The organism is Tamlana crocina (assembly GCA_040429635.1).
Lineage (GTDB): Bacteria > Bacteroidota > Bacteroidia > Flavobacteriales > Flavobacteriaceae > Flavisericum > Flavisericum crocinum.
This window is the reverse complement of sequence record CP158972.1, coordinates 291,149-307,539: the sequence shown is the minus strand read 5'-3', so window position 1 is coordinate 307,539 and position 16,391 is coordinate 291,149. Positions and strand designations below refer to the sequence as shown.

The following is a 16,391-nucleotide window of genomic DNA, read 5'->3' as shown; positions in this document are numbered from 1 at the left end:
ATATCTTGGCGGTGTTTTAAGAGATGTTATAATGATAGGGTTTGTGATTGGTTGATATATAAACTATCCTCCCGTTTTTATTACCGAATACCTCGGCCGCTGTGCAAAAGTAACATAATTGCTAGTTTTAACAAGGTTGACTTTGTTAATTAAATCGTTTTCCGTCAGTATTTTTTGAGCAAAATCGTACCAAGTCATTGCCTCGTCGTCCGTAAAATGCTTTATACCGTATGCAATCGATTTTTTAGATATTAATTTTAAAACAAACCTTGCTAGATTCTCCGTATCGGTTGGGCAGCCTAATTGATCTGTAGTTATAGACAACTCATTCTTTTCTTCGGCTAAGGTCAATATGGTTTTGTAAAAGTTTTTACCATATTTTTTACTGTACAACCACGAGGTTCTTATAATAAAGTATTCTATAAGTATATTTTGAATATGTTGCTCGCCCAAAAGTTTTGATTTCCCGTATTCATTTATGGGATTGGTAGGGTCATCAATAGTATAAGGCGTTGTTTTTTCACCATCAAAAACATAATCCGTCGAAATGTGTATTAGAACAACATTGTTTTCTTTACACGCAAAAACTAAGTTTTTAACTCCTTCCGCATTGATTTTAAAAGCAACATCGGGCGTTTTTTCGGCCTGTTCCACGTTGGTGTAAGCAGCACAATTTACGCAGTAATCAAATTCATTTTTTCCCAAAAAGGAAGATACTTTATTAGACTCTGAAATATCCAATTCGGTTTTTGAAACAAAAGTAAAATCAATACTTAAACTGTTAACCGCGAATAATTCTTTAATGGTCTGCCCTAATTGCCCATTAGCTCCCGTAACTAAAACTTTAGTATTCATTTAGCTTAATACTTTATTGAACGGTTGAAGTTCTTTATCTTTTTCTGAAATGATCAACTGTTCTTCAGGAAAACCCCAATCAATATTCAAAACCTCATCGTTAAAGATAATTCCAGATTCTGAATCTTTATTATAAAAATTATCACATTTATATGAAAAAATGGTATCGTCTTCCAAAACCACAAAACCATGAGCAAACCCTCGCGGAACAAATAGCTGTTGATGTTTTTCCCCGTCTAAAATGATTGAAAAATGTTGTCCGAAAGTTGCCGAGCCATCTCTTAAATCGACACAAACATCAAATACCTTTCCTTTTATAACCCTAACCAACTTGGCTTGGGCAAAGGTTCCTGTTTGAAAATGAAGCCCTCTTAAAACCCCTTTATTCGATTTTGACTGATTATCTTGAACAAAATTAACCGATACACCTGTTTCCTTTTGAAAAACGCTTTCATTGAAGGTTTCAAAAAAGTACCCTCTTTCGTCCTCAAACACCCTTGGGGTCACAACAAAACACCCCTTTAAATATGTTTCTTCAACTTTCATGTTCTTTGATTAATTGTTGAAGGTATTTTCCATAACCACTTTTTAGTAACGGTTGTGCCAAGTCACTAAGCTGTACTTTGCTGATGTATCCCATCGAGTAAGCCACTTCTTCAATACAACCAATTTTTTGTCCCTGGCGTTCTTCAATAACCTCTACAAATTGTGAGGCTTGCATAAGTGATGTAAACGTACCGGTATCTAGCCATGCGGTCCCCTTGTCCAATATTTGGACGTTAAGGTTTCCTTGTTTGAGGTAGGTTTTATTAACATCGGTTATTTCCAACTCCCCCCTTTTGCTTGGTTTAATATTTTTGGCTATTTCAACAACAGAATTATCATAAAAATATATACCAGGAACAGCATAGCTAGATTTTGGCTGTTCGGGTTTTTCTTCAATAGACACAGCCTTATTGTCTTTATCGAATTCCACTACTCCATAACGCTGTGGATCCTGAACATGGTATGCAAAAATAACTCCTCCCTTCGGGTTGATATTTTTTTGTAGGGCTAAATCTAAACCAGACCCGTAAAAAATATTATCCCCCAAAATAAGCGCCACACTATCTTTCCCTATAAATTTTTCTCCAATAATAAAAGCTTCAGCCAAACCATTGGGGTCTTCCTGTACGGCGTATTCGAAAAGGCAACCATAACTGGACCCATCGCCAAGTAATTCCTTAAAATTAGGTAAATCTTTTGGTGTGGTGATAATTAATATCTCATTAATACCGGCCGACAACAAAGTTGATACCGGGTAATAAATCATAGGCTTATCGTAAACAGGCATTAGCTGCTTACTCACCACTTTTGTTAGTGGGTACAAACGCGTGCCAGATCCTCCTGCCAGTATGATTCCTTTCATTTATTTATCGTATTTTTTTAAGTACCACTCAATGGTTTTCTTAATACCTGATTCAAAATTCTCCTTAGCACGCCAACCTAAATCATTTTCAATTTTTGAAGCATCGATAGCGTATCTAAAATCATGCCCAGGTCTATCTTTAACAAAAGTTATTTGCGCTTTATAGGGCTTATTTTTTGGTCGAATATCATCGAGAATTTCACAAATACTATTCGCTATATATAGATTGTTCCGTTCGTTATTTCCTCCGATATTATACGTTTCGCCAGCCTTTCCTTTTTTGAACGCCAGCTCTATTCCTTTAAAATGATCTTCAACGTATAACCAATCCCTAATATTTTTTCCATCGCCATAAATAGGGATCTCTTCGTCATTTATGGCCTTTCGAATAATGGTTGGAATCAACTTTTCATCATGTTGTTTCGGACCATAATTGTTGGAACAGTTTGTAGTAACCACATTCATTCCGTAGGTATGGTAATAACTTCTAACCAAAAAATCTGACGACGCTTTTGAGGCACTATAAGGGCTATTAGGTGCATAAGGGGTTTGCTCGGTAAACAGACCTTCTGAACCTAAGGTACCATAAACCTCGTCGGTTGAAATATGTAAAAACCGTGAATTTACATGTCCTTCTTTTACCTGTTGGGGCGATTCCATCCAATGGTTTTTAGCTACATCAAGTAAATTGAAAGTGCCCAAAACATTAGTATTAACAAAAGCACTTGGGTCTTTTATGGAGTTATCTACATGCGATTCTGCCGCAAAATGAATAACTCCATTAAAATCATATTTGTCGAAGAGCTCTTCAATTAATCTCCTGTCACAAATATCACCTTTTACAAATGAATAATTCGGATGGTTTTTAACTTCTTCTAAATTACCAAGGTTACCAGCGTAAGTAAGCTTATCTAAATTGACTATTCTGATTGATGAGTTAGTGGACAAATAATAATGAATAAAATTTGCCCCAATAAAACCTGCTCCGCCTGTAACTAAAATAACCATAAACCTGATTACTTATTTATTATTCCACTCTGTTCCTTAAGGAATTTCCCTAAACCTAAAAACAAGAAAATCGAAAATGTAATACCGAATAATACTATGGGCAACACGAACTTCTTCTTATCGTGCCACTCTCTTATATCATATCCTGATTCAGGGAAAGTTGCTAACACATTAACGACATTTTTTTGAACCGCTAAAATGCTGTCTATTTTCCTTCTTTGGCCCTCATAGTTTAACCTTAACTGTACAATTCTAGATTCATCAACGATTAAATTCCCTGCAGACGATTCTGCATCTCCTAAATAGAGATTGGTACCAGAACCAGGAGCTACATCTTTTTGAGATTCATTAATTCTGATTCTTAAATACTCTTTTGCTAGTGAGTCTGTCTTCTGAACCTGCTGAAGCAATGTTTGGTCTTTCTTTTCGAGTATCTCTCGGTTGGTTTTTAGTAAATCATTTAAATATTCATTTTCGGAAATTTGATTCACAAACGCCTTCTCTATTTTTTTATAGATATGTTTGTCGGTAGAAGCTACACCAATCTTGTGTATTTTATAGTTATGAGGTGTTAAAGACTCCCTATAGCGATCATAAGTCATCTCAGCCCTTGATAAAGAATCCAGGCGCTCATAAAATCGAGAATACATTTCGGCAATGTTATTTTCATCTAAGTCAGGCTCTACATAAAACCCTTTTAAGTTTGAAGCCAACCCCGGAGAAATATTTAATTTATCAGCCAGTTCTAACGAATCTTTATCTAAATAAGCTAGTTGATGGAATTGCTTGATGTTTTCGTAAACCTGCCTTGTAGAATTAAAGTTAGTTTCAATAAACATATTGGCACCATACATTTTTTTTGAATTCACATCAATTATAAAACCTACAACCACTCCCAATACCACTGCACCGGCATACCATGGTAATCTTTTATAGATATGAACCAACAAAGCCAAAATCACTTTATAGATACTTGTAAAAATACTACCTATAAACTTAAAAAACCGGTCAAAAGCATTACCAATTAACTTAAATAACTGGCCTAAATCAACTTCTTCTGATTGATTTGGCTGTTGCTGTGGCAAATCTTTACTCATAATTGCAATCTATTAATTTAATATTTGTTCTAATATAGTTCTGGTAATTAAATAAGTGGGTTTTACTCCCGAAGTTCCTAAACCTCCTGAGGCTAAAGTAGCCCCGGTTTCCAACGGATTATCGCTGGCGTAATAAGCATATCTTACTTTAACATCTGGCTTAATGCTCCCTCTAACTTTGGAGGCTGCCTGAATAGCTTTTTGATAATGAGCTCCTTCCATTTCAAGGCCAATAACTTTCCAAGTGGAGTTATAGAAAAACTTTAAAATATCTTTATTCTGAAGCGACGTTCCTAAAACGGTTATCATAGCGCCTTCGTAAACATCGACACCCTGACCTTCTAAATCTGCTTTTTTTAATTGGTTTTCAAAAGGATAATTATCAGCCGTGCCTTCAAAAATATGTGCCGAGGGTATCATTATATCACCCTTACCACCTTCCAAAATACCTGCTTTACCCATAATGGACACCGATTCTACATTCAAATGAATGTCTTTTTCCTTCCACCTAAAAGGTTTCAATAATTCATCTATTGTTTCATAGGCCTGCTCACCAAAAGCATAATCCATCACCAAAATAACTGGTTTTTCTTTTTCTATTACCGCCGGCGTAACCTTGATATCCAGTTTACTTAAATCTATTTTTGAAGTATCGAATATCTGAACGTCGATATTAGCCCCAGATGAGTCTTTAAGGTAAATCATCCCTTTGCTAAGCGCTTCTTTGGTTACTTTATTCCGTAAAGCTTGGTTGTCTTTATTGCTTAAATCCTCATAGAGACCAAAAATACCTTTTGAGCTGCTCTTTGATTTTAAACTTTGATGAGCAAAAAGCGTATTCATAACACTGTGCATATTCGCACTTATTATGTGGAGGGGCCTTTCTAACAACTTGTTGTTGAATAAGGTTTCCTTGATGTTATCGGCCCAAATTTCTCCATGAATATGGTGGCCTATACGTTCCCGCAATATGGGACTAAACGTAATGGTTCTTTTGTTGAAATGAACTTGCTCTTCTATGGCCAGTTTACCCAACCAATATATAATATGTAAAAGTCGTTCTGGTTGATTGGGCGTAGCAAATTTGTGATATATATTCGTGAGTTCTTTAAAGGTCCTGCCCAGAATACTGGCCAAATGAGTAATGGCTACCTCCCGCTCTTCTTGAGAGAGCTCATTGTTTGCCAATACAATTTTTTCCAGTTTTTGCCAATCTCGGGTAGTGTGCCCCTCATCATTTATAATGACCTTCGAACTGATTTTGTGCGACTCAACAAACATAAAGGTCAAGTGCGTTAAAATGTCGTAAATATCCGATCGCCCTCGGGTAATTTCAATATTCATTTGCTCGCTATCAATGCGGTAGCAATTTCTGCGTCGTTTTTCAGGAATTATTGGCTTAAAATGCGAATTGCCGTAACCTTCATCACTCGTTAAATTGATAAAAGTACACTGCTCTATCCCAATGGGAAGCCTATCGATTACATAAAGCAAACCTTCCAATTCGGCTTTTTCTTCGGCAATGGACCCATAAATTTCGGGGCGTAAAGTTAGCAACGCTTCCCTTAAAGTTTCGCCCGAAATGCCCATAGGCTTGTAAAACCCACGGTTGAACAAATGACGCATGGTAATATACATGCGCTCAATGGCATTCGAGCTTTCTTGGGCTCGCGTTCGTGCATGATGTTTTTTATTACTCATATTGTCATTAAATCCGCGGCAAATATACTATTAATTGTGCGATTTTACCGTTGAAAAAGCATCAACAATTTTTCGGTCGTTTGAAAGTCTCGGTATTTTATTCTGGCCGCCTAATTTACCAACCGATTTCATATATTCCTGAAAACCATCTTTTTTTACTTTGGTAATTTTTAATTGCTGAAGCACCTTGCCTTCAATCAGATCGAAATAATACGAATTTTGTTTTTGAAGCGACTCGTCCAGTTTTTTAGCCAAATCGGAAAGGTTTTCTGGTTCATTTTCAAACTCAATAAACCATTCGTGGTAAGGCAAGCCAGCTTCTGGGTTAATTTGCGGCGCTACAGTAAATTCGGTTACCCTGATTTCGGTATTTTCGGTAGCCTCCTGCATGGCCTGCTCCACCTCTTTCCCTATAACATGTTCGCCAAAGGCTGAAATAAAATGCTTTATTCGACCTGAAACGATAACGCGATAAGGTTTAACTGAAGTAAATTGAACTGTGTCGCCAATATTGTAGCCCCACAAACCAGCATTGGTAGAAATAATCATTACGTAATTTACGCCCACTTCAACATCTTTAATAGTGATGCGTTTGGGGTTATCGTTGAAAAATTCATCCGCTTTTATAAACTCATAAAAAATTCCCGAATTAAGTTGGAGCAACATCCCTTTTTCATCCTGTTGATCCTGAAATGCAAAAAAACCTTCGCTCGCCGGGTATAATTCAATACTATCTACTTTTCGGCCAATTAAATTTTCAAACTTGGCTCGGTAGGGTTCGTAATTAACACCTCCAAAAATGAACAAGTTGAAATTTTTAAACACCTCGCCCACTTTTTTGCCCGTTTTCTTCTGAATTTTTTCAAAATACATTTGTACCCACGACGGAATTCCCGAAATTACCGTCATATTTTGTGGCAAGGTTTCCTCAACTATGGCATCGACTTTGGTTTCCCAATCTTCGATGCAATTAGTTTCCCATGAGGGCAAACGGTTTTTTTGAAGATATTTTGGAACGTAGTGCGCCACTATCCCCGAAAGCCTCCCTAATTGAATACCATTTTGCTCTTTTAAAATGGGGCTTCCTTGTAAAAAAATCATTTTGCCATCCACAAAACTAATGTTCCCCGTTTCGTGAATGTACATTAAAATGGCATTTCGTGCTGCTTCAACATGACTGGGCATACTTTCTTTTGTAATGGGAATGTATTTAACTCCCGAAGTTGTGCCCGAAGTCTTAGCAAAATAAATGGGCTTCCCTTTCCAAAGTATGTTTTCTTCACCCGCAACTACTCTTTCCACATAATGTTTCAACCCTTCATAATCCCTCACCGGGACCCGTTTTACAAAATCGGCATGATTGTTTATGCTCACAAAATCGTGTTCTTTTCCAAAAACGGTACTTGAAGCTTCCGAAATTAAATGTTGAAACACCTCTTCTTGGGTTTCAACGGGGCTATAGGCCCACTTTTTGATGCGCTTATAAACCAATTTCGAAAACGGTTTAGCCAAAAACGATTTTACTGATGCCATTTAGTTGAAATCTATAAAGTTGGTGGGGTTAATGGGGTAGCCATCGTTCCAAAGTTCAAAATGCAAATGTGGCCCTGTGGACAACTCTCCTTCATTTCCAGCGGTAGCTATTACCTCGCCAGCCTTAACCAAATCGCCTTGGTTTTTGGTAACGGAAGCATTGTGTTTGTATACTGAAATTAAACCATAACTATGTTCTAAAATGACCACGTAGCCTGTACTGGCTGTCCATTCTGCAAAAATAACAATACCATCGGCAGTGGCTTTTATGGGCATACCTTTGGCCACAACAATATCAACAGCATAATGTTTTTCTTGGGCATTGTACGGTTCGCTTATTTCGCCGCTTACGGGCGGAAACAATATAAAATTAGACACCGAAGTGGCCGATTCAAACAAATTGTATTTGTCTTCTTTATCTACTTTTTCGCGTAAAATGGAATCTTCAGCAATGGGTTTTAAATCCACTTCACTGGCTTCCAATTTTACAGCGGCAACAATGGAATCTCTGTTAAAATCGGCGCTGCTGATGTCGCCCGTCAACACTTTTTTAATGGATTCGTAATAACGTTCGTTCATGGCAAGCGCCTGTTGCAACGAGTCGGTTTTGTATGTAAGTTCGGTAGCCTTCTTTTTTAACGCGGTTGAGGAATATCCCGGAATATATTCGCGAAGCGGTGTAAAGGCGATGATTAAATAGGTGAGCGAGATTAAAAAGATGGCCAATAAAGACCCCATAACAAAAACATTGAGTCGTGTTAATTTAAACGACAAACGCTCCTCAAAGGTGTTTTCGTTTAGAATAACCAACCGATATTTATCGAGCAGTTTTCGTTTAATTTTTTTTGGTTCCTTTTTTTTCCCTTTCATGTTAAAAACAAAAATAATAGAATTTATTCAATACCCATCTGTTAAAACCGAGTAAACCGTTGTGTCTCTTATCTGCTTTGAAAATGCTAAAGTTATGCTGAAAACGTTTTTATTTAAGTTTAATTATTAACTTTGCTGTTAAAATAAAGATTATGAACTTACATATGCTACCTTTAGCAATCGGCCCATGGCAAATCGCATTAATTGTTGTTGTGGTTTTATTGCTTTTTGGAGGTAAAAAAATACCAGAATTAATGCGCGGATTAGGCAGTGGCATTAAAGAATTTAAGGATGCCAGCAAAGAAGAGGAAGCCAACGGCGAAAAAAAAGAATAATGCCACTTTTTTTTAGTGCGGAAGAAAAAAGACCAGCTTAATTTGTTTTAAGCTGGTCTTTTTTTTCGCTTTGATTTTTATTATTTATTCCAATTTAACGGTTTTTATTATAGCTTCCATTTCTAGCATATAATTTCGTTTGTCAACCGAGGGTGCAAACACAAAACCTTCAAGAACAACCCAGCGTTTGTTAATTTTATCTTCAATAACGTAATTGATAAATGGCCCACCCATAAAGGCATTTCTAAGTTCCCAAATACCTTTGGTTTCCAAAGCGGGCTTATTATCAATAATAGTTTCTGCCAAATACGGCGTGTAAGCCTCTTCAGTTGCCAAATACGAACCTTCAACACCGCCTTCAATATGCAACTTACCTACCGAATCTCTTATTTTAATTACTTGGTTTACCAAACTATCATTTCTTTTAATGGCCGAATAAGGCAATTCAAAAATCATTAAATTGGTTGTACCGGTGGTTATATCTTTTCTAATCCAGAAAAAATTATCGGTCGATTTGGCGACCCGATAAATTGAAGGAAAGCCTACTGTAAGCTTAAGTTTTTCTTTAATGGTTTCAAAGCTATGCGGCGATTTTGCCATTTGGCGCAGCCTTTCGGCAATTTCGGCATTGCGGAAGGTTTCTATTATTTTAGCTTCGTTTTCCTGCAAAACCTCAATAACATCTTCTCTTGTTTTTCCCGAAACGGTTATCACTTTTTGAGGTTTGGCATACACATTTTCTGAAAAATCGATGTCCTTTTCAGTATTTAACTTTACCATTAAAACCGTTCTATTTTTGGTAACAAACCCAGAAAACACGGCTGGTGGAATCTGGCTAATGGTAAACATAGGCTCGTCCTGCGGCAATCCATAAATTGGTTTGGCCAATACCGCCCGAATGGCTTCGCCCACTCGTCCGTCCCATATTTCATTTTCGGTAACAACGGAAACGTTGTTGATAGCCCCCGAAGAATCTTGGATAAAACGTTCGGTCTTAGACTTTTTTTTGTCTCTGCACGAAACAAAAAACAGCACGCATACCAATGAAAAAACAATATATCGCATCATTATATCTAAATTTTTAAGGAATTAGCCTTTGGATATTTTAAGTTTCATTCCCGGTTTTAATTTAGTACCACTAATACCGTTCCAATCTTTAATATTTTGAACAGAAACTCCAGGAAATTTTTGTGAAATGCTCCAAAGGGAGTCTCCCGATTGTACCGTATAAGTGGTTACTTCTCCGGTTATAGGTTTTGGTTTTTTAGTAACTACTTGTGGTGCTGGCGTAGAAACATTGGGCCTTCTTGGAAAAATAGTTAACCGCTGCCCAATACTTAAGTTGTTACTTCGCAAGCCATTCCAACGTTTAATATCGCTTACCCTAACACCGTACATTCGGGAAATTTTCCCCAAATAATCGCCAGACTTAACCCGATACCTAACACTTTGGTTGGCTTCAATAAGCTGTGGCATGGGTTTTTCGCGCTTATCAAACTCCGCTTTTGCGTAGGCATAAATGGTATCTTCATTAGTTACAAACGCCCCGATGACCTCGCGCGGTAATCTTAATGAGTAATTTTCATCCTTTATAAAAGGAATGATATCCAATTTATACGACGGATTTAAAAACTGAAGTTCTTCAATGGGTGTTCCGGTAACTTCCGAAACTTGGTCGAGGGTAATCATTTGTTTTACACGAACGGTATCCGTTTCAAAATAGGCCAAATCGGGTTTGTACTTTTTAAAACCGTGCTGCTCGGCGTATTCAAAAATGTACATATTAGCTAAAAAAGCTGGTAAATAGCCTGCGGTTTCGCGCGGTAAATTATGACGGATATTCCAGTAATTCTTATAACCACCCGACCGGCGAATCGCTTTCGTGACATTGCCCGGCCCTGAATTGTATGCCGCCAGAGCCAAATCCCAATCACCAAAAATCTCGTAAAGTTTAGCCAAATATTTTGCAGCTGCTTCGGTCGATTTTATAGGGTCGCTACGCTCATCAACATAACTGCTTACATCCAAGCCGTACATTTTTCCGGTTGTGAACATAAACTGCCATAAACCCGTGGCCCCTACCCTAGATTTGGCCCGTGGCTTTAAAGCCGACTCTACAATGGCTAAATATTTTACTTCCAACGGAATATCGTACAAATCCAATTCACGCTCGAACATCGGGAAATAAAAGGCACTTAAAGTGATTAAATTCTGAAGGTGCTTCCGTCTGTGTTTTAAATACGATTTGATAACACTCTCTAAAGACGGGTTGTACTCGACATTAAAAGGTGTTCGGGCATCGAGTTCTTTTAATCTGGCTTTTAGTGTATCGGTTGGTAACTCAGGGTAATCAACTTCTTCATAAGTCAATTCCGTTACCGATTTGTAAATGGTGTCGAACAAGGCGTTGCTGTACAGCTCTTCAAGCCATTTTTCGTCCAATTCCAAAGCCAGCTCGTTATCCTTTAAGTTTTTGATATCCAAGCTATCGGCCTGCGCTTCAATAGTTTTGACATTTTTTGGTTGCCCGTCAATTATGGAATCCTTTAAAAATTGCTGTGTCTGCGCCAAAACGGTATCAATCGTTTTGTTGGCTTTTAACGAAACAGAATCTTTAACCTGCGAAACAGCGGTTAATGCATTAAAAAAAAGGAAAGTTATAAAAAAACGAAAAGCCATATAATCCATTCTGTTTACTGAACGATAATATGGCTAAATTCGTGTTTTTTCAGTGAAATTAAAAACGAAAATGTTTTTATTCCAAAATAGCGGCGATTCCCGGAAGTGTTTTTCCTTCTAAACTTTCCAACATGGCACCACCACCAGTACTTACATAACTTACTTTGTCTTCAAAACCAAATTGTTTTACAGCCGCTACAGAATCGCCCCCTCCAACAAGTGAAAAGGCTCCGTTTTTGGTCGCTGCCGCAATAGCATTACCCAAGGCTATGGTTGATTTTGCAAAATTTTCCATCTCAAAAACGCCTAAAGGCCCGTTCCAAAGAATGGTTTTCGATTTCATTACGGCATCATTGAATATTTCAACCGATTTTGGCCCGGCGTCAACACCTTCCCATCCATCTGGAATAGCTGTAATATCAACAATTTGTGTGTTGGCATCATTACTAAAATCATCGGCAGCAACGGTGTCCACAGGAATATAAACTTTTACATTTTTCTCCTCGGCGTGCTTTAAAATTTCTAAGGCCAATCCCATTTTATCGTCTTCACAAATAGAGTTTCCTATTTTTCCGCCTTGAGCTTTAACAAAAGTAAAGGCCATACCGCCACCAATAATAAGGTGGTCAACTTTATCTAAAATATTTTCAATAATGGTAATTTTTGAAGACACCTTTGCACCACCAAGTATGGCCAACACCGGTTTTTCGCCCGTTTCCATAACTTTTTTAATGCTCTCTATTTCTTGTGCCAAAAGGCTTCCGAAGCATTTTTTCCCTTCAAAAAACTGTGCCACGATAGTGGTTGAGGCATGCGCTCTGTGCGCCGTACCAAAGGCATCGTTTACATAAATATCGCCCAATTTTGAAAGTTGCTTGGCAAAATCTTTATCGCCAGCAGTTTCTTCACTATGGAAACGCAAGTTTTCCAGCAACAAAATTTGTCCTGGTTCTAAATTAGCCACGGCTGCTTCTGCTTTTTCACCAACACAGGCATCAACAAATTTTACTTCGACGCCTAAAACATCTTCCACTTCGCCAACAATATGACGTAACGAAAATTCGTCCTGAACGCCTTTAGGTCTTCCTAAGTGAGACATTAAAACACAGCTTCCGCCATCTTCCAAAATCTTTATAATGGTGGGTTTTGCCGACACAATTCGGGTAGCATCGGTTACTTCAAATTTCTCATTTAATGGCACATTAAAATCTACGCGGATCAGTGCTTTTTTATTCTCAAAATTAAAATCGTTAAGCGTCTTCATGTATAAAATATTTGTCTTTTTTATGTATTGTGATTCACAAATGTAAGTAATTAAAAAGCTATATAAAATCTGTTTTTTAACGAAAACGATATAGAAGCGCAAGTTTTTTTAAAAAGGAAGGTATTTCGGTTGTAATGGCTATTTCCAAAGTTCTTTAATTATGAAAATTCGTTTACTTTTGCCTTATGCTTTTTAAGAACATTTTAGGCCAAACCCACATAAAAAACCACTTAACCAAAAGTGTTGATAATGGACGTATTCCGCATGCCCAATTGTTTGTTGGAAAAGAAGGCACAGGTACATTGCCCATGGCCCTAGCTTATGCGCAATACATTTTGTGCGCCAACACCAACGGCGAAAACAATACGGGCAACGAAGCCTGTAACCTAAAATTCAAAACTTTTTCGCACCCCGATTTGCATTTTGCCTTTCCGGTAACCACCAGCGACAAAGTGAAAAGCAAGCCCGTTTCCAGTTTTTATTTGGAAGAATGGCGACAACTTTTGGAACAGCAGCCCTACGGAAACCTGTTCGATTGGTACAAACTGCTCGGTGTGGATAACAAACAAGGACTGATAAGTGTTGAAGAGGCCAGTGAAATTGTAAAATCGCTTGCGCTGAAATCTTACGAAGGCGGATACAAAGTGATGCTGATTTGGATGGCCGAAAAAATGAACACTCAATGTGCCAACAAACTTTTAAAATTGATTGAGGAACCGCCCAAAAAAACCATTTTTTTATTGATTGCCGAAGACGAAGAACAGATTATAAACACCATCCGTTCGCGGTGCCAAATACTGCGTTTTCCTCCATTGGCTGAAGACGTAATTAAAGAGGCTTTAATCAAGGAATACAGCCTTGATGAGGCTACGGCTACTAAAATCGCACACCAATCTAACGGCAATTACAACAAGGCTTGCGATTTGGTGTATCAAGATTCTGAAGATATTCAATTTGAAACCTGGTTTATTTTCTGGATCCGTAGTGCATTTAAAGCTAAGGGAAACAAAGCGGCCATTCACGATTTAATTTCTTGGAGTGAAGATATTGCCAAAACCGGCCGCGAAACGCAAAAGCAGTTCCTAAATTTTTGTTTGGACTTTTTCAGACAAGCGCTTCTGCTAAATTACAACGCCACCGATTTGGTGTTTTTAGAACCCAAAACCGAAAAATTTAAACTCGAAAACTTCGCGCCTTTTGTTCATGGCAACAACATTATGGAAATTAGTGACGAACTACAGGACGCCATTAACCATATTGAACGCAACGGCAATTCTAAAATTATTTTAACCGATTTATCCATTAAATTGACGCGTTTGCTTCATAAAAAAGCCAGTTAAAAATTATCCTTTACCTTTTTTTTCCTTCCCATATTAAAGATACCGACCTTTAAACCTATACCTACAGAAAACCCATTTAAATCTCCTGTTTTATATGGCTGTTCATAGTCGCTGGTAAACCTATATCTTAAGCCAGTTTCTAACTGGGTATATCTAGAAAAGTTATAGAGTATGTTAATTCCTGTCTCCACGATGAAGAATTTATCAAAATCATCGGTTTCAAAATCGTCGTCGAAGTCTTCGTAATTATTAGAAAAGTTATTGCCAAAAAAGCCAACCGCACCACCTCCTATTAACACCGGAAATGAAACACTAACAAAGCGCTTACCAAACAAAATGGGTTCTAAATGTAGCCCGCCATAGGCGCCAAACATTCCAATTTTATCGCCATTAAATAAGTCTGGTCTGTCATTAGTCCTTTCGTTAAAGAAAACGGTACCACCAAAGCCTACTTCCATTTTCCTGTTAGCCACATAGGCAAACTTAAAGTTTCCAAACCCAGTATCTCTATTATCTAATTTCCCGTAATGTAAATTAAAGCTCAAATAGACCCCGTGAACAACGTTTTTTCTATCATCGAATTCCACATAGTCTTGGTCTTGTTCTTTCTGTGCAAATACTAACGAATTAACTGTGATTAACAGTAGAAGCACTACTACTTTTTTCATGTTTTGATTGATTTTTATTAAAGTTCCTTTAATATAACTATGCCTTGGTATCCAGTTATGTCAATAATACCCTGGTTTTTGGCTCCATAAGCTGCTCTAATTTGCCTAATCTTATTCTTTTCATCTATCACCTTGCTGTTTATGCTATGCATGGATTTAGGCAATCTTAAAACACCTTGCTCTAATTCTGCACTAAAATTAAAACTGGTTTCAGAAATATTTACATAAACCTCTGAAGACTTTTGATTTAGATTTATAACTGGTGCCTTTGTATCGAGTTTCTTTAATCTAAGTTCTGCAAGATTTAGGTTTAAATTTACCTTAGAACCAACATGGTTTAAAGTCATTTGGGAATATTTTAACGCCCCATGAATATGGTCTACAGTATTAATTTCTATATCATCTTTGTTAGAGTTAATATCTAAATTTCCAACAGTTTCTATAGTCATTTTAGACCCATCAGATTGTAGTTTTAAAACTTCAGATTCATCAAAAGATACCGTTGCATCCTTAGAATCAATACGACTATGTTTAAGCACATTGGCTCTTAGATTACCATATTTTATGGCTATTTTGGAGTCGTCTAAATCATTGGTTATTCTTAAATCTCCATGTTCTATATTGGCATTTAATTTTCCGTGCCAATCTGAGATAATAACATCTCCATACTTATTAATAATCTCTATGGCAGCGTTTTTGGGAAGATATATAGTATAGTTAATATTGCTATTCGTCTTTTCTCTATTCAAAGGCCCTATTTTCTTAAAATATTTATTGAAAAGCGAGGCATTTTTTTCCTCGATTTCGGTTTTGACCACCAATTGCGAATTGGAGCTAATAAATGTGGGGTTTATTCTTTTTAAAAGGTCCTTCGCCTTGTCTAAATTCTTTCCTTTTACTTCTGCCGAAACTTCTAGTTGAATCGACGCTTTGTCCCAACCATTTATAAATACATTACCATATTTATTCTCTAAATAAAGTGCGCCTTCACTCTTAAGAGGAAATGTCTTTTTAATGTCTTTACTAAGCTTGTCCTGTGCAAAAACAACACTCGAAAACAGCACAGTAATCGTAACAAATAATAGTTTATAGTGTATATGCCTCATCTTCAAAATCTGTTTTTATAGGATATGATCGCTCTAGCAAATCATCCATAAGTTTTATTTTTTTTCTGTAATTGTTAATTATGGCTTCTATAATTTTTTCGTTATTGATGCCTAATTTAAGTTCACCTTTTAATGTTTTATATTCTTCGTCTAAATCGTCTATTAGCGATAGAAAATCGTCTTGATCTGCTTTAGAGATATGTAAGCTCTGCTTTATTAATGCTACTTGATTATTTACCAAAAGTTGATAATGGCCATCTATTTCGTTTAGCTCTTGATTAACAATTTGTGTATCGTCTTGTGTGTTGTCTAATTGTAGAAAGAACAAGGAAAATCCAAGTAAGACAACAATACTGGCCGCTATTTTAAAAGCTGATCTTCTCCACAACGGAATCACCTTTAAGGGTGTTTCTGGCAATTCTGTTACAATATCTCCCCACAACCTTAGTTTGTCCACTTCATCTAAATGATGTGTATCAAACTGAGTGTTGTTCTCCTGTGTATATTTTTTTAATTTATCCATGCAA

Annotated in this window: 16 protein-coding genes; 2 read left to right on the top strand and 14 right to left on the bottom strand. The window is 37.1% G+C overall.

The window, feature by feature from the left end; genetic code table 11:
• Nucleotides 1–63: 63 nt before the first annotated feature.
• From rfbD to ABI125_01315, 8 genes are read right to left on the bottom strand one after another with little or no spacing between them, the layout of a single operon-like run.
• On the bottom strand, nt 64–855 hold the full coding sequence (gene rfbD / locus ABI125_01350; GenBank protein ID XCF06516.1) for a dTDP-4-dehydrorhamnose reductase: 792 nt from the start codon (nt 853–855) through the stop codon (nt 64–66).
• Entirely contained in the window at nt 856–1,401 is a 546-nt protein-coding gene (gene rfbC / locus ABI125_01345; protein ID XCF06515.1) for a dTDP-4-dehydrorhamnose 3,5-epimerase, read from the bottom strand.
• The gene (rfbA, locus tag ABI125_01340) at nt 1,391–2,263 is read right to left on the bottom strand and encodes a glucose-1-phosphate thymidylyltransferase RfbA (GenBank protein ID XCF06514.1); all 873 of its coding nucleotides are present in this window, start codon (nt 2,261–2,263) and stop codon (nt 1,391–1,393) included. Before rfbA ends, rfbC begins: the two co-directional genes overlap by 11 nt.
• The gene (gene rfbB / locus ABI125_01335; protein ID XCF06513.1) at nt 2,264–3,271 is read right to left on the bottom strand and encodes a dTDP-glucose 4,6-dehydratase; all 1,008 of its coding nucleotides are present in this window, start codon (nt 3,269–3,271) and stop codon (nt 2,264–2,266) included.
• 8 nt (nt 3,272–3,279) lie between these two features.
• The gene (locus tag ABI125_01330) at nt 3,280–4,368 is read right to left on the bottom strand and encodes a hypothetical protein (protein ID XCF06512.1); all 1,089 of its coding nucleotides are present in this window, start codon (nt 4,366–4,368) and stop codon (nt 3,280–3,282) included.
• A 12-nt stretch (nt 4,369–4,380) separates the two neighbouring features.
• Entirely contained in the window at nt 4,381–6,069 is a 1,689-nt protein-coding gene (locus ABI125_01325) for a hypothetical protein (protein ID XCF06511.1), read from the bottom strand.
• A gap of 30 nt (nt 6,070–6,099) precedes the next feature.
• Entirely contained in the window at nt 6,100–7,602 is a 1,503-nt protein-coding gene (locus tag ABI125_01320; GenBank protein XCF06510.1) for a GH3 auxin-responsive promoter family protein, read from the bottom strand.
• A complete protein-coding gene (locus ABI125_01315) occupies nt 7,603–8,472 on the bottom strand; it encodes a M23 family metallopeptidase (protein XCF06509.1) in 870 nt (289 codons plus the stop codon). It abuts the gene before it with no gap.
• Nucleotides 8,473–8,624: 152 nt separating this feature from the next.
• Between ABI125_01315 and tatA the strand changes: the two genes are divergently transcribed.
• Nucleotides 8,625–8,807: a twin-arginine translocase TatA/TatE family subunit gene (gene tatA, locus ABI125_01310; protein XCF06508.1), complete on the top strand. Its 183-nt coding sequence runs from the start codon at nt 8,625–8,627 to the stop codon at nt 8,805–8,807.
• 84 nt (nt 8,808–8,891) lie between these two features.
• Here the strand turns inward: tatA and ABI125_01305 are convergent, their stop codons facing one another.
• The 3 genes from ABI125_01305 to ABI125_01295 form a co-directional block, all read right to left on the bottom strand.
• A complete protein-coding gene (locus ABI125_01305) occupies nt 8,892–9,875 on the bottom strand; it encodes a DUF4837 family protein (GenBank protein XCF06507.1) in 984 nt (327 codons plus the stop codon).
• A 21-nt stretch (nt 9,876–9,896) separates the two neighbouring features.
• On the bottom strand, nt 9,897–11,486 hold the full coding sequence (locus ABI125_01300; protein XCF06506.1) for a LysM peptidoglycan-binding domain-containing protein: 1,590 nt from the start codon (nt 11,484–11,486) through the stop codon (nt 9,897–9,899).
• A gap of 76 nt (nt 11,487–11,562) precedes the next feature.
• Nucleotides 11,563–12,750 carry a phosphoglycerate kinase gene (locus ABI125_01295; protein XCF06505.1) on the bottom strand — a complete coding sequence of 396 codons (1,188 nt, stop codon included), beginning with the start codon at nt 12,748–12,750 and terminating at the stop codon, nt 11,563–11,565.
• 185 nt (nt 12,751–12,935) lie between these two features.
• Here ABI125_01295 and ABI125_01290 point away from each other — a divergent pair, with 185 nt between their 5' ends.
• Nucleotides 12,936–14,090, top strand: coding sequence for a DNA polymerase III subunit delta' (locus ABI125_01290; GenBank protein XCF06504.1), 1,155 nt, complete (start codon nt 12,936–12,938; stop codon nt 14,088–14,090).
• Here ABI125_01290 and ABI125_01285 read toward each other — a convergent pair.
• From ABI125_01285 to ABI125_01275, 3 genes are read right to left on the bottom strand one after another with little or no spacing between them, the layout of a single operon-like run.
• Nucleotides 14,087–14,758 (bottom strand): hypothetical protein, encoded by a 672-nt coding sequence (locus tag ABI125_01285; GenBank protein ID XCF06503.1) that lies wholly within the window; start codon nt 14,756–14,758, stop codon nt 14,087–14,089. The genes ABI125_01290 and ABI125_01285 overlap by 4 nt on opposite strands.
• A 17-nt stretch (nt 14,759–14,775) precedes the next feature.
• Complete coding sequence (locus tag ABI125_01280; protein XCF06502.1) at nt 14,776–15,864, bottom strand: hypothetical protein; 1,089 nt, start codon at nt 15,862–15,864, stop codon at nt 14,776–14,778.
• Nucleotides 15,845–16,387, bottom strand: a complete 543-nt coding sequence (locus ABI125_01275; GenBank protein XCF06501.1) for a hypothetical protein — start codon at nt 16,385–16,387, stop codon at nt 15,845–15,847. The genes ABI125_01280 and ABI125_01275 overlap by 20 nt, the downstream gene beginning before the upstream one ends.
• Nucleotides 16,388–16,391: the final 4 nt, after the last annotated feature.

What these genes read in the sequence shown, in the direction of transcription:
- rfbD (XCF06516.1), bottom strand. Translation starts at nt 855, where the DNA reads ATGAATACTAAAGTTTTAGTTACGGGAGCTAATGGGCAATTAGGGCAG.
- rfbC (XCF06515.1), bottom strand. Translation starts at nt 1,401, where the DNA reads ATGAAAGTTGAAGAAACATATTTAAAGGGGTGTTTTGTTGTGACCCCA.
- rfbA (XCF06514.1), bottom strand. Translation starts at nt 2,263, where the DNA reads ATGAAAGGAATCATACTGGCAGGAGGATCTGGCACGCGTTTGTACCCA.
- rfbB (XCF06513.1), bottom strand. Translation starts at nt 3,271, where the DNA reads ATGGTTATTTTAGTTACAGGCGGAGCAGGTTTTATTGGGGCAAATTTT.
- ABI125_01330 (XCF06512.1), bottom strand. Translation starts at nt 4,368, where the DNA reads ATGAGTAAAGATTTGCCACAGCAACAGCCAAATCAATCAGAAGAAGTT.
- ABI125_01325 (XCF06511.1), bottom strand. Translation starts at nt 6,069, where the DNA reads ATGAGTAATAAAAAACATCATGCACGAACGCGAGCCCAAGAAAGCTCG.
- ABI125_01320 (XCF06510.1), bottom strand. Translation starts at nt 7,602, where the DNA reads ATGGCATCAGTAAAATCGTTTTTGGCTAAACCGTTTTCGAAATTGGTT.
- ABI125_01315 (XCF06509.1), bottom strand. Translation starts at nt 8,472, where the DNA reads ATGAAAGGGAAAAAAAAGGAACCAAAAAAAATTAAACGAAAACTGCTC.
- tatA (XCF06508.1), top strand. Translation starts at nt 8,625, where the DNA reads ATGAACTTACATATGCTACCTTTAGCAATCGGCCCATGGCAAATCGCA.
- ABI125_01305 (XCF06507.1), bottom strand. Translation starts at nt 9,875, where the DNA reads ATGATGCGATATATTGTTTTTTCATTGGTATGCGTGCTGTTTTTTGTT.
- ABI125_01300 (XCF06506.1), bottom strand. Translation starts at nt 11,486, where the DNA reads ATGGCTTTTCGTTTTTTTATAACTTTCCTTTTTTTTAATGCATTAACC.
- ABI125_01295 (XCF06505.1), bottom strand. Translation starts at nt 12,750, where the DNA reads ATGAAGACGCTTAACGATTTTAATTTTGAGAATAAAAAAGCACTGATC.
- ABI125_01290 (XCF06504.1), top strand. Translation starts at nt 12,936, where the DNA reads ATGCTTTTTAAGAACATTTTAGGCCAAACCCACATAAAAAACCACTTA.
- ABI125_01285 (XCF06503.1), bottom strand. Translation starts at nt 14,758, where the DNA reads ATGAAAAAAGTAGTAGTGCTTCTACTGTTAATCACAGTTAATTCGTTA.
- ABI125_01280 (XCF06502.1), bottom strand. Translation starts at nt 15,864, where the DNA reads ATGAGGCATATACACTATAAACTATTATTTGTTACGATTACTGTGCTG.
- ABI125_01275 (XCF06501.1), bottom strand. Translation starts at nt 16,387, where the DNA reads ATGGATAAATTAAAAAAATATACACAGGAGAACAACACTCAGTTTGAT.